Source organism: Pseudonocardia sp. Ae150A_Ps1 (assembly GCF_001932315.1).
Classification (GTDB): Bacteria; Actinomycetota; Actinomycetes; order Mycobacteriales; family Pseudonocardiaceae; genus Pseudonocardia.
This window is the reverse complement of sequence record NZ_MCIJ01000001.1, coordinates 1,273,835-1,286,786: the sequence shown is the minus strand read 5'-3', so window position 1 is coordinate 1,286,786 and position 12,952 is coordinate 1,273,835. Positions and strand designations below refer to the sequence as shown.

8 protein-coding genes are annotated in these 12,952 nt (G+C 76.6%); 2 read left to right on the top strand and 6 right to left on the bottom strand.

What is annotated here, in order from left to right; all coding sequences use genetic code 11:
- The first annotated feature begins 2 nt into the window (after positions 1 to 2).
- Entirely contained in the window at positions 3 to 1,238 is a 1,236-nt protein-coding gene (locus tag Ae150APs1_RS05525; protein ID WP_075296229.1) for an MAB_1171c family putative transporter, read from the top strand.
- On the opposite strand, the gene Ae150APs1_RS05520 is transcribed toward Ae150APs1_RS05525, so the two are convergent.
- From Ae150APs1_RS05520 to Ae150APs1_RS05510, 3 genes are all read right to left on the bottom strand, one after another.
- On the bottom strand, positions 1,214 to 1,726 hold the full coding sequence (locus Ae150APs1_RS05520) for a 2'-5' RNA ligase family protein (RefSeq protein WP_075296228.1): 513 nt from the start codon (positions 1,724 to 1,726) through the stop codon (positions 1,214 to 1,216). The two genes, Ae150APs1_RS05525 and Ae150APs1_RS05520, sit on opposite strands and share 25 nt — an antisense overlap.
- Positions 1,727 to 1,907: 181 nt before the next feature.
- Positions 1,908 to 2,390 carry an NUDIX domain-containing protein gene (locus Ae150APs1_RS05515; RefSeq protein WP_075296227.1) on the bottom strand — a complete coding sequence of 161 codons (483 nt, stop codon included), beginning with the start codon at positions 2,388 to 2,390 and terminating at the stop codon, positions 1,908 to 1,910.
- Entirely contained in the window at positions 2,378 to 2,965 is a 588-nt protein-coding gene (locus tag Ae150APs1_RS05510; protein WP_249266224.1) for a GNAT family N-acetyltransferase, read from the bottom strand. The genes Ae150APs1_RS05515 and Ae150APs1_RS05510 overlap by 13 nt, the downstream gene beginning before the upstream one ends.
- A 243-nt stretch (positions 2,966 to 3,208) precedes the next feature.
- Between Ae150APs1_RS05510 and Ae150APs1_RS05505 the strand changes: the two genes are divergently transcribed.
- Positions 3,209 to 4,075 carry a VTT domain-containing protein gene (locus tag Ae150APs1_RS05505; protein ID WP_249266223.1) on the top strand — a complete coding sequence of 289 codons (867 nt, stop codon included), beginning with the start codon at positions 3,209 to 3,211 and terminating at the stop codon, positions 4,073 to 4,075.
- A gap of 13 nt (positions 4,076 to 4,088) precedes the next feature.
- On the opposite strand, the gene recD is transcribed toward Ae150APs1_RS05505, so the two are convergent.
- From recD to recC, 3 genes are read right to left on the bottom strand one after another with little or no spacing between them, the layout of a single operon-like run.
- Entirely contained in the window at positions 4,089 to 6,104 is a 2,016-nt protein-coding gene (gene recD, locus Ae150APs1_RS05500) for an exodeoxyribonuclease V subunit alpha (protein ID WP_075296216.1), read from the bottom strand.
- Positions 6,101 to 9,583 carry a UvrD-helicase domain-containing protein gene (locus Ae150APs1_RS05495; RefSeq protein WP_075296214.1) on the bottom strand — a complete coding sequence of 1,161 codons (3,483 nt, stop codon included), beginning with the start codon at positions 9,581 to 9,583 and terminating at the stop codon, positions 6,101 to 6,103. The genes recD and Ae150APs1_RS05495 overlap by 4 nt, the downstream gene beginning before the upstream one ends.
- Entirely contained in the window at positions 9,580 to 12,945 is a 3,366-nt protein-coding gene (gene recC, locus Ae150APs1_RS05490; protein ID WP_075301709.1) for an exodeoxyribonuclease V subunit gamma, read from the bottom strand. Before recC ends, Ae150APs1_RS05495 begins: the two co-directional genes overlap by 4 nt.
- Positions 12,946 to 12,952: the final 7 nt, after the last annotated feature.

Sequence of the window (12,952 nt, the reverse complement as noted above, 5' to 3'; positions counted from 1 at the left end):
CGATGGTCAGTCTCGTCTTCCTCGGCGTCGCCCTGCTCTGCTTCGGCACCGCCGTGCTGCGACAGCGCTCCTGGCGGGCGCGGCGCGGGGCGGGGGCCACGCCGGTGCTGCCGGCGCTCGCAGCACTGGGGTGCGCCCTCGTGCTGATCGCGCCCGTGACCCAGGAGCTGCTGAGCGCGGTCGTCCCCGGTGCGGGGCGGCTGTCGTCGAACGCGTGCACGCTGATCGCGGCGTTCGCGTTCTCCGAGATGCTCGGCTACCTGCACGGCACCGGCGGGACGCCCGGGGGCCGGCGGCGCCGCGCCGGCCTGCTGGTCGTCGTCCTGACCGTGCTGGTCGTGACGTTCGCGCTGGGCCGACCGCCCCAGGGACCGGTCGCCCTGTTCTCCTACCGGGACGACCTCGCACTCACCGTCTACGTCGTCGTCTACGCGCTCTATCTCGGGTTCAACCTCGTCCGGATGCTCCTCCTGGCGGTACGGGCGGTCGGCCGGACGCGACGGCGTCTGCGGCTGAGCATGGTCGTCCTCGCTGCCGGGTGCGTGGTCGGTCTCGCCTACGCCGTGTCGCGGGTGACGACCGCGGTCGGTGCCTACGCCGGAGCGGGGCCGGACGGGGCCGAGCGGTGGTGTGCCGGCCCGTTCGAGAACCTGCACTGCTCGTTGGCCGTCGGCTTCCCCGCGCTGTCGGTGGCGCTCATCGTCCTCGGCCTGGGGGTGCCGTTCCTGCTGGACGCGCCCGCCGAGCTGCGCCGGTGGGTCACCGATCTCCGGCTCGCCCGCGCTCTGCGCCCACTGTGGCGTGCCATGTACGAGGCGCTCCCGCAGATCGCGCTGACCTCGCCGGGTGCGGTCGCCGGCAGCGTCCCCCACCACGACGCGTCGCTGCGGCTCTACCGGCGCACGGTCGAGCTGCGCGACGGAGCGCTGCTGCTGCAGCCCTACCGCACCGCGGCCGACACCGCCGAGCACCGGCGCCGGGCCGCCGCCGGTCTCCGGGGCGAACGTGCGGACGACGCGGTCGAGGCCCCGGACCTCGCGGTGGCACTGGCGCGGTACCGCGAGGCGGGGTCGGCGCCCGGAGCAGGCCCGGTGGGCGGACCCGGACCCGGCGAGCCCGGGGAGCCGGGCGCGGACGATCCCCGCGCCGAGGCCCGGCGGCTGGCGCGGGTGTCGGCGGCGTTCGCCCGGGGCGATCTCGCGCCGCCCGCGGATCAGAGCGGGAACGTCGCGCGCTGACGCCAGCCGTCGCCGGTCAGCTCGACCAGCACCGCGGTGTCCAGGTGGGCCTCGAGCGGAAGCAGGGTGTCGGCAGGGCCGGAGATCCCGCCGGGGTCCTCGACCGGTCCCAGTGCGAGGGTGACGTGCGGTTCCGGGTCGGGGCCGAAACGGCCGCCGTAGGGCGGGTGGTCCGGCCACTGTGCACGCAGCGCCGTGGCCAGCGCCGCGACCGGACCGGCGGGCTCCGGAGCGGTCGAGATCATCGTGGGTCCGACGTGGGTGCGGGTGAAGCGGCAGGTGAGCCGGCCCGTACCCGCACAGAGCGCGCGGCACCGGTCGACGACGCCCTCGGTCACCTCGGTGGTGGGCAGGAACGGGTAGAGCAGCGTGAGGTGGGCGGGGATCCCGGGCCGGACGGCGTCCGGTCTGCGGCCGGCGATCACGGCGAGCACCGGGTCGAGCTCGGCCACCGGGAGGAGGACCGCGGTCTGTCCTGGCTGGGGCACGGTCGCATTGTGGCATCGGCGGGCCGACGCGCCCGGCCCGTGGCGGTGTCCGGATCCCCGCACCCGGGGGGGCGCGCGGGGATCCGGCACCTGCTCCGTCCGGGGGGATGGCCGGAGCGACTGCGAGTGTACGGACGGTGAGCGCCGGGAGGCGAGGGTCGCGGACGATCGGGTCCGACGTTCAGCCCAGCAGGGAGGTGACGCGGTCGAGGAACGGCAGCTGGCCCTTGACGATCTTCTCGCGTGCCGTGGCGAGGTCGAACCACCCGGCCCGGTCGAGCTCGGGGAACCGGACCGTGCGCCCGGACCGGGGCGGCCACTCGATCTCGACCCAGGTGCCGTCGTCGGGGCGGCCGGCGACGGCCTCGGCGCCGGTGAACCCGCTGCCGTCGAGCGCGAAGGCGGCGACGGTCTTGCGGGACTGGCGCACCGTGCCCAGGTCGACGGGCTCGCCGTCCGGGGGAGGGGCGCCGATCTCCTCGGTGAACTCGCGGCGGGCGGCGTCGAGCGGGGACTCCTCCGGGCCGTGCTCGCCCTTCGGGACCGACCAGGCGTGCGCGTCCTTCCGGGCCCAGAACGGGCCGCCCATGTGCCCGAGCAGTACCTCGACGCCGTCCGGGCCCCTGCGGTGCAACAGGATCCCGGCGCTGGTCACGGGTGGCACGGCGACTCCTCGGGACGGTCGACGCGCAGGACCAGGCTCCGCGGCGGGTCGATCGGGTTGTCGGGAGCGAGGTCGCCCTCGGCGACCCGCCGGAAACCCGCCTTCTCCAGCGCCCGCCAGGACGCCCGGTTCGTCGCCACCACGGGGACGATGATCGCGCGCGCCTCCGGGTAGCGCTCCCACACCCCCGCGACGGCCGCGACGAGGATGCGCGGCCCGAGCCCGCGGCCGACGAGCCCGGGCTCGCCGATCAGGTAGTCGATCGTCGCGGCGCCGGGCGGGATCTCCAGGATCGGCGCGATCTCCTCGACGTACTCCGGGTAGTCGTGCCACAGGCAGCGTTGCAGCAGGCCCACCGGTGCACCGCCGACCACGACGACGAGATCCTCGGACGGCTCCTCACCGCGCATCGCCGGGTCGAAGTCCCGTTCGACGGCCTCCGGCGACGTGTCGTGGAACCACCAGCGGTGCACGTGCGGCTCGGCCAGCCAGCCGCGCAGCATCGGGAGATCGGCGGGGGTGAGCGGACGGAACCCGGGAGGGCCGTCCGGGAGGTCGTGCTCGGCGGCGGACACCACCCGGACGGTAGCGAGGGCGGCAGCGGGCCGGGAGCGGGTTTCCTCGGCACGGGTTCCGGCTCCTCCGCCGGGACGAGACGCACGGTCCGGTGATCTCGTCCCCGCCGACGACGACCGGGCGAGCGCCGACGTCCTAGCCTCTGGAGCGTGGTGGTGCGCAGGCCCGCCACGGGAGGGGGAGAGATGTCCGAGGCGGACGCGCGGGGGACGGACACACCGGACGGACGGCCGGAGGGGCCCGTGCCGGGCGGTCCCGGGCCGGACGCCGCCGGGCCGGAGGCTTCCGGGCCGGGCGCGGCGGCGGACGGCACCGGGGCTCCGGCCGGGACGCCGAAGAAGCGGTTCCGGTGGCGGAACAGCGACTACACCCCCGAGGAGCTCGCCGAGGCCAAGAAGGCCTGGCGGGACGCCATGCCGTGGGACCACCCGATGACCCGTGGCGACAAGTTCCTCGTCTTCTCCACGCTCGGGATCATCGCGTTCATGGCGCTGACGATGCCGCTGCGGCCGTTCCTGCTGGCGTCGCACCCGATCGGTCTGAGCTTCGTCACCGGCAGCCTGTCCGCGATCGGCGCCGGTGCGGCGTTCGCGCGGATCGGCGAGGCGTCGCTGTGGCTGGTGGTCGTCGCCGGGATCGTCGGCATGATCAAGTTCGACTGGCTGTTCTGGCTGGCGGGCCGCCGGTGGGGTCCCAAGGTGGTCGAGCTGTTCGCCCCGGGCGAGGCGGCACAGCGGTTCGTGAGCAAGGTCCGGTCCTGGCCCCGGTGGGCGCTGGGGCTGGTCGTCGTGCTGTCGACGATCCCCGGCGTCCCCGCACCGGCGGTCTTCGCGCTCGCCGGGCTCGGCCGGATGCGGCTGGCGACGTTCCTGCTGTTCGACGCCCTCGGCGCGGCCCTGATGACCGGTCTGGTCGCCGGACTCGGGTTCGGGCTCGGGCAGCACGCGGTCGACGTCGTACTCATGATCGACGAGTACGCCCTCTACGTCACCCTCGGCCTGGTCGCCGTCGTGACGGTCGGCTCGGTCCGCCGGGACCGGAAGGCCCGGGCCGAGCGCGAGGCCGCGACGGCGTCCGCGTCGACGACCACGACCGGCACCGCGGAGTGATCCCGGCGGGGCGTCACGCGCCGTCCGTGGCGCCCAGCCGGTTCCTCAGACCGCTGGCGCGCCCCGCCGGGCGCGCGATCGCGGCCCGCACCGCGGCCTCCGTACCGATGATCCGCACGTGCCGCCGGGCCCGGGTCACGGCGGTGTAGAGCAGCTCGCGGGTCATGAGTGGCGAGTCCGCGGGCGGCAGCACGACGGTGATCCGGTCGAACTGGCTGCCCTGGCTGCGGTGCACCGTCATCGCGTAGACGGTCCCGACGCCGCCCAGCCGGGCCGGTTCGAACTCCTGCGGCCGCCCGTCGGTGGGGAACACGGCACGGCGGCCCTCCGGGGTCCGGACGACGACGCCGGTGTCGCCGTTGAACAACCCCAGGTCGTAGTCGTTGGTGGTGACGAGCAGGGGCCGGCCCGGGTACCAGGGGGCCTCGGCGTCGTAGCCGGGGCGCGCGGTGGAGATCCAGCGCTCGATCTCCGTGGTCCACCGGGCGACGCCGTAGGGCCCGCGCCGGTGCCCGCACAGCACGCGGTGCTCGTCGAGGACCTCCAGCGCCCGGTCGACGTCCCCGCCGTCGGCGGCGTCGATCAGCCCGGTCGCCGAGCCGACCACCTCGGAACGCAGCGGGTCCAGCGCGGCCGCCGGGACCTCGGCCGGGTCGGCGTCGACGAAGGTCAGCTCTCCGGAGTCCCGGCTCAGCAGCGCCGCCGCGGCGTCGCCGTCGCCGGCCTGCACGGCGGCGGCGAAGTCCGCGATCAGTCCGCCGAACCGCCAGTTGCGCTGCAACTCCACCACACCGTTGCGCACGACGACCGGCTCGCCCGGTTCCCCGGGGCCGACGTCCGGCTCCGCGGTGGCCGCCGGGATCGGGCGGTCGGCGCGGAACGCACCGCACCGCTCCAACGCCTCCTGCAGGGCGGGCTCGGGCCGGCCGCCTGCGGCGGCGAGGTCGCCGAGCACGGCACCCGCCTCCACCGAGGCGAGCTGCTCGGGGTCGCCGACCAGCACCAGGCGGGCGTCCGGCCGCACGGCCTCCAGGAGCCGGGCCATCATCGTCAGCGACACCATCGAGGTCTCGTCGACCACGACGACGTCGTGCGGCAGCCGGTTCCCGCGGTGGTGGCGGAACCGCCCGGAGCTCCCGCGCGAGCCCAGGAGCCGGTGCAGGGTCGACGCCGTCGTGCCCGTGATCGCCTTGCGATCGTCCTCCGACAGCTCACCCGCGGCCTCGGTCACCGACTGGGTCAGCCGGGCGGCCGCCTTGCCGGTGGGCGCGGCCAGCGCGACCCGCAGGCCGGGACGGCCCTGCGTGCTCCCACCGTGCAGGTCGTGCAGGACGGCGAGCAGCCGGGCGACCGTCGTCGTCTTACCCGTGCCGGGCCCGCCGGCGATCACCGTGACCGGGCGCAGCGCGGCGACGGCGGCGGCGAGCCGCTGGCGCTCGGCACCGGGACGGCCGAGCAACCGGTCCAGGGCGGCGCACAGCCGCTCCGGCACGACCTCGGTGACCGGCCCGGAGCGCGCGGCGAACTCGCGCCGCACCAGCTCCTCCTCCTGCCAGTACCGCTCCAGGTACAGCAGGTCGCCGAGCAGCCGCAGCGGACGGTCCGCGGGCGCGTCCGCGCCGTCGGCGACCAGGGGGCTCGCCGCCAGCTCGGCGCGCCACGCCGCCGGTTCCGGCCACGGCAGGCCGGACACGTCGACGGCGATCTCCCCCTCGCTCGCGGTCGACGTCGCGGCCGCCGAGAGGTCCACGCAGACCGAGCCGTTGCGGATCGCCCGCACCGCGAGCGCAGCGGCCAGCAGCACCGGCACGGGCTCGGCGGCGGCGCCGTCGGCCACACCGGTCGGGTCGCCGCGGCCGCCGAGCCGCGCCAGCCGGCGGGCCACGTGCAGGTCGCCGGGCGCGAGGACGTCCGCGACGTTGAACTCGGCGAGGACCCCCGACGCGGTGCGCGCGGCCCGCGGGCCGAGCGGGTCGCGCTCCGGTGCGGCGGCGGTCGTCGTGGTGGCGGGGCTCGTGGGGACGGTCATCGGGCGCCTCCGTCGAGCAGCTCGGACAGCTCGGTCACCAGAGCGGAGGGTGGGCGCCACGTGAACACCCCGCACGGCGCCGCGAGCGGGCCGGTACCGGTGACCGGTGTGGCCGGGCCGCACATCCCGCGCAGGAACAGGTAACCGACCCCGCCCAGGTGCTCCTCCGGGTCGTACCCCGGGAGCCGCCAGCGCAGGTAGCGGTGCAGTGCGACGGCGTAGAGCAGCGCCTGCAGCGGGTAGTGGGCGTCGGCCATCGCGGCGGCGAGCCGGGGCTCGGTGTAGTGCGCGGCGGTGAGCGGCTCCCGGGGCCCGGAGACCGACGGCGGGCCGAGCCAGTTGGTCTTGTAGTCGACGACGAGGAAGCGCCCGTCGACCCGCAGCACGGAGTCGATGCTGCCGGTGAGGTAGCCGCGCAGGTTCTGCCCGGCCAGCTCGGGGGAGCCGAGCCGGTCGGCGTAGCCGTGCAGCAGGTCGCCGGGGCCGAGGTGCCGCCCGACGACGGCGGCCAGCCCGGCCAGGGTGAGCCGGCCCGACGGCACGTCGCCACCGCACAGCGGCAGCTCGAAGTCCAGCTCGGACAGCCGATCGGCCGGTGCGACGTCGGCCAGCGCCCGGCCGCCCGCCAGCGGCCCGAGCGGGGTCCGCAGCACGGGGACCAGGGCGTCGGCGAGCTCCTCGGGATCGACGTCGGCGGGCTGGCGCCGCAGCTCGGCGGTGACGTGCGCGACGAGCTCGGCCCGCAACGCGTCGTCGCCGCCGGCGGCGACGGTCGTGTCGAGGTGCTCGAGGACGGCGTGCACCAGGGTGCCGAACCCGGCGCCCATCGGCAGGTCCGCCATGGGGGAGGGGACGCTCGCGGGATCCATCGTCGAGGTGGCACCGCCGGTCGCGGCCCCGGCGGGACCGGTGCCGCCGTCCGTGGCGGGCTCGTCGCTCAGGCCCTCGTCCTCGGGCTCGGTGAGCACCCCCGGCGTGGCGGCCGGCCCCGCGTCGGCCTCGGCGGTGTCGTCGAGCGGGTGGTGCGCGGCGTGGGCGGCCGCGGTGAGCGCGGTGTACGAGGTCCGCCGCCAGGCGGTGTCCAGGGTGCGGCCGAACCCGGCCGCGGCGAGCCGCACCCCGTCCGCTTCGGCCGGGAGCCGCACCGGGTCCCGGTCGTGCAGGGTCTCGACGACCGCGTCGCTGCCGGCGAGCCGTTCCCGCAGGTACTGCACCGCGTTCGCGTCACCGGGGACGGCGGCGGCCGTCTCGGGCCCGGTGCCCGGGCCGCGGTTCCCCGCCAGCATCCGGTGCAGCGACGACGACGCGGTCGTCGTCGACGGCACCCACCACGCGACGACCTGGCTGCAGGCCCGGGTCAGCGCGACGTAGAGCAGCCGCAGGTCCTCCCCGGCCTCCTCGGCCAGGTGCAGCGCGGTGCGGTGCGCGCGGTCGGGCCCGGAGGTCCCGCCGACGTCGAGCAGCCGGCGCGCGTCGCCACCGGAGCCGCCCGGGACGTCGTGGTAGAGCAGCGGGTCCGGGGTGTCGTTGACCCAGCGGTCCCAGGCGAACGGCAGGTACACGACGGGGAACTCGAGCCCCTTCGACCGGTGCACCGTGACGATCTGGACGGCGTCGGCGTCGGACTCGAGCCGACGGCTGCGCTCGGCGGAGGTGTCGCGTGCGGCCTCACCGATGCGGTGCCGCAACCACTCGGTGAGCGCGGTCGGGCCGAGGTGACGCTCCAGCGCGACCGAGTGCAGCACCTGACCGACGTGCCGGAGGTCGGTGAGGTCGCGTTCGCCGTCGGGGCGCGACAGCAGCCGCTGCGCCGGGGCGTAGCGGGCGAACACCGCCTCCTGCAGCGCGGCGACCCCCCGCTCGGCGAGCACCTGGTGCCACGCGCGCAGGTCGGCGCCGAGGCGGTCGACGAGCCGGTCGGCCTCGGGTCCGCAGAGATCGGCGACCGTGTGCCCGACGAAGCGGGTCAGCGCCGCTGCGCGCAGCCGCATCGACCGCTGCGGCTGCTCGACCGCCTCCAGCAGGGTCAGCCAGTCCTGGGCGACCGGCGTGGTGAACACGCTGGTGCTGCCGGTCAGCACCGCGGGCACCCCGGCCTCGGCGCAGGCGTCGCGCACCAGCAGGCCCTGTGCGTTGGTGCGCACGAGCACCGCGACCTGGCCCGGGCGCAGGGGCTCACCGTCCCAGGTGGCGGAGCCGTCGAGCAGCTCGGACAGGTCGACGGCGACGTCGCGGGCCACGACCCGCCGGGCCGCGGGTGCGCGGCCGAGCTTGCGGCCGGTGAGGTCGAGCCGGTCCCGGTCGACGGCGCGCAGTCGGAGCGGGGCGTCGCGCCGGGCGGTGAGCCGCCGCGCGGTGTGGTGGGCGTCGACGGGGTGCACCACGATCTCGGAGTCGCCGAGCGCCGCCCCGTCGAAGACCCTCTCCAGCGCGGTGAGCAGGGCGGCGTCGCTGCGCCGGTTCGTCGCCAGCGTCCGCCGGTCGGTCGCGGCGTCGGCGGCGCGCAGGTAGCTGTGCACGTCGGCGCCGCGGAAGGCGTAGATCGCCTGTTTCGGGTCGCCGATCAGCACTAGCGTCGTGGCCGGGGCGCCGTGGAAGGCGAGCGAGAGGATCTCCCACTGCAGCGGGTCGGTGTCCTGGAACTCGTCGACCAGCACCACCGAGAAGCGGGACCGCAGCCGCTCGCGCGCGGCCGGCCCGCGCAGCGGGTCGCGCAACGCCTCGGCCAGCCGGGAGAGCATGTCGTCGTAGCTGTAGATGCGCAGCCGGCGCTTGCGGGCGTCGACCTCCCGGCGGACGGCCGTGGCGAACCCGTGCCGGGTCGCGGCCACCGAGCGGGGGTCGGCGTCGCGCGGCTCGAGCTCGGCCTGCGGGTCGGCGACCGCGCGGCGGGCCAGCGCCAGTGCCTCGGCCCGGGTGAAGGCCGGTTTCCCGGCCTGCGGGTTCGCGTACTTGCGCACGTAGAAGTCGTCGACGACCTCGGTCACGACGTCGTCGACGTGCTCGACGAACTCCGCGTCCGGGTCGTTGTCACCAGCGACCCCGAGCCCGGCCAGCATCTGCCGGCAGAACTGGTGGGTGGTGGCGATCGTCGCGGCGTCGAACGACGCCGACGCCTCCGCCAGCCGGGCCCGCCGGAGCCCGATCTCCTCCGGCCCGGCGTCGGCGAGGTGCGCGACCACCGGGTCGGACTCCCGGGACGGCGGCTCGGCGCCGGCGAGCACCGCGGCGAGCGCCCGCTCGGTGCCGACGAGCCGCTCCCGGACCCGTTCGCGCAGCTCCTGGGTCGCGTCCCGGCCGAAGGTCACCAGCATCAACCGGTCCAGCCCGGCGACACCCTCGGCGACGTAGCGGGTGGCCAGCGCGGCGATCGTGTAGGTCTTGCCGGTCCCGGCACTCGCCTCCAGCACGACGGTGCCGGACGGCAGCGGACCGTCCACGGCGAAGGTCGGTGCGGAGAGGACCGCGGTCGTGCTCACGGTGCGTCCTGCCTCTCGTGGTCGAGCAGCGGCGCCCACAACCGGGCGGCGAGCGAGCCGAACCGGGTCGGCTCGGCGCCGCTCCCGGGCTCCTCGCGGGTGAGCAGCGGTGCACCGGAGCCGCGGACGAACACGTGCGCGGCGTCGTCGCGCTCGAACCGGGACCACTCGGAGTCGGCCGCGGCGAGCGCGTTCGGCGGGACCACGCCGCGGGAACGGTTGCGGGCGTAGACGGCCGCGGCGTCGGTCGGCAGAGGCAGCGGCTCGCGCAGCCCCTCACGCCGCAGCGCGACCAGGTCGGCGAGCACGGACCGGGCTCGATCCGGGGGCACCGGTCCGAGGGTGGAGCGGGCGGCGCCGCCGGTGCCGCGGCCGATCGTCACCGCCGTCCACGGTCGGTCCGGGTGCGCGGCGGTCAGGGCGAGCAGCTGCACCCACGCCCGCAGCCGGTGCTTGGCCTTCAGCCGCGAGTACCCGACCCGCACCACGACGTCGCCGTGCAGACCGGGCACGGTGCCGGTGACGGTGATCCCGTCCAGCGGGGTTCCGCCCAGCGGTGCCACCAGGTCCTGCGAGGTCGCCTCGCCGGTCCGGACGGCGGCGGCGAGGGAGACCAGCGGCTCCACCCGGCCGCCGACGTCGGTCAGCACGCGGTGCCCGATGCCGCCCGGGGGCAGGTCGCCGCGCAGCGTCTCCGCCCGGGCGACGGCCTGCGGCGGGGCTCCGGCGAGCCGGTCGGCGAGCAGCCGGTCGCCGATCTTCCAGGTGGCGAGCCCGTCGAGCTCGACCGGCAGCGCGTCGTCGGGCTCGGCGTTCTCCCCGGGCGGCAGCACCCGGACCCGCTGGCGCAGGTACGCCCGGACCGGGTGCTCGACGAAGGCGACGAGGTCGTCGAGGTCGACGGACTCCTCGGCGTCGGGCTCGGGCAGCGGATCGGGCGGGAACAGCGGCACCGCTGCCCGCGGTCCGTCCGCGGCCTCCGCGCCGCGGAGCGCGGCACGGTCGAAGCTGAACGGCCCGGACGCGAGGAGCGACCCGGCGGTGAAGTTGCGCCGGTCGTGGGGCTGCAGCGGGTGCCGGGCACGCAGCGCCTCCGACGCGTGCTGCCCGGTGCCGGTGGTGACGGTGGCGTCGATCGCGTCGCACAGCTCCCCGATCGGCACCGACGGCGGCCGCTCCGCACCGGTCCGCTCGTCCGCACCGGAGCTGACGACGACCAGGTGGTCGGTCGCCGAGCCGATCGCGTCGAGCAGCAGCTGCCGGTCCTCGCCGCGCGGGTCCCGCTCGCCGACGACGGGATCGCGGGCGAGGACGTCGTCGCCGTCCGGGGCGCCGGCCCGGGGGAACACGCCGTCGTCGCAGCCCAGCAGGCAGACGACCCGGTGCGGGACCGCCCGCATCGGCACCAGCGTGGCCACCGTCAGCGTGCCGGTGCGGAAGTTCGCCCGGCTCGGCCGCCCGCGCAGCCGTTCGGCGAGCAGGCCGCGGACGTCGGGCAGGTCGAGATCGACGGTGCCCGACTGGGGCCCGGCCGTGTGCAGCACGTCGGCGAGCTCGGCGCGGGCCTGCGTGGCCTGCCACGCCTCCGACGGCGGGGTGTCGGTCAGGGCGGCGAGGCCCTCCTCCAGCGCGGCGACCCACGCCGACAGCGGCTGCGGCCCGCGCAGACCGTCGACGACGGTGCCCAGACGGTCGACGATCTCGGCGAGCCTGCCCACGAGGTCCACGTCGGACGAGTCGATCTCGTCGAGCGGCAGCGCGGTGCCCAGCCACGCCGGCGCCCCCGGTGTCTCGGCCATCGCGACGCCCACGAGCAGCCGGTCCAGCCCGGACCGCCAGGTGTTCTGCTCGACGCCGTCGAGCCGGTAGGGGGTGCGGTGCCCGGCGTCGAGGCCCCACCGGATCCCGGCGGCGGTGACCAGCTCGGACAGGCGCTCCAGCGCGTCGTCGTCGAGCCGGAAGCGGCGCCGCACCGGGCCGGTGGAGACGAGGTCGAGCACCTGGGACGCGGTGAGCCGGGACCCGGCAAGCTCCAGCAGCGTCGACACCGTGCCGAGCAGCGGGTTCGCCTGCCGCAGCGCCCGGTCCGCCAGCCGGACCCGGAGCAGGTGACCGGGGTGCAGCTCGTCGCGGGAGGGGCCCGGGCCGTCGGTGCCGGTGCCGTCGGGCGCCAGCCCGAACGACGCGGTGATCAGCGGTGCGAACACCTCGATGTCCGGGCACATCACCACGATGTCGCGCGGCTCGAGGGTGTCGTCGCCAGCGAGGAGCCCGAGCAGCGCCTCGCGCAGGACCTCGACCTGCCGGTCCGGGCCGTGGCACGAGTGCAGCACGACGCTGCGGTCGGCCGGGTCGAGCAGCGGCCGCGCGTCGGGCGCCGGGGGCGTGGCGTCGTCACGGAGCCCGTCCTGCAACCGGCGCAGGAGTGTCGGCGGCCCCGTGGGCGCGGGTGCCGGGTGGTGCGTGTCGGTGACCCCGGCGCCCGCGGCGGGCAGTCGCAGCGCCAGCTCACGGACGTCGCGGCCGAGGGAGCGCAGCAGCGGGTTCGCGACCAGCCGGGCGCTGCCGTCGTCGGTGCGGGCCGGCGGGGCCTCCGGGCGGGCCGCGCGCACCGCGTCCCACATGACGGGGGAGGGGTGCGGCAACCAGAGGTGTATGTCGCGGTGCTCCGCGAGCGCCCCGAGGACGGCGAGGTGCTCGGCGGCGAGCCGGGTCGGCCCGAACAGCGAGAGCCGCTGCGGCACATCGTCACCGGGGGAGGCGCCGGACCGCAGCGCGGCGACGGCGGCGTCGAGCCGCTCGGCGGGGCCGGGTACGTCGAGCCGGGCCCGCAGGCGCCGCCACAGCTCCGGCTGCCAGCCGAGGTCGGCGGGCACCCCGTCGTCGCCCGAGCGCCAGCCGCGCAGCAGCCCGGGCCGGTGGGTCGCGTAGGAGCCGAACAGCCCGGCGAGCGAGCGGGCGAGCGCGTAGCGGCGGCCGTGACCGCCGCGGTCGAGGTGGGCGGCGAGGCCGGTGAAACGGTCGTCACCGGACCAGGCGGCCTCGTCGACGATCTCCAGCAGCGGCCAGACCGCCCGGCCGGGCGCCCACGGGTCGGTCTCCGCGTCGACCCCGGCGACGTGCGTGACGATCTCGCCGAGCAGCTGCGCGGGCGACGGGAACCGCACGTTGGCGCAGACACCGCCGGAGCCGGACCCGGCCCCGAGCCGGTGCGAGAGCTTCTGGGCCAGCCAGCGCTCCACACCGCGCTCCGGGACGGCGACGAACTCGGCGGCGAACGGGTCGCCGGAACCCTCCGCGAGCACGGCGGCGAGCGCGTCGACGAGGGTGTCCGCACGCTCGGCCCGGTGGAGTTCCAGCACGGACGGC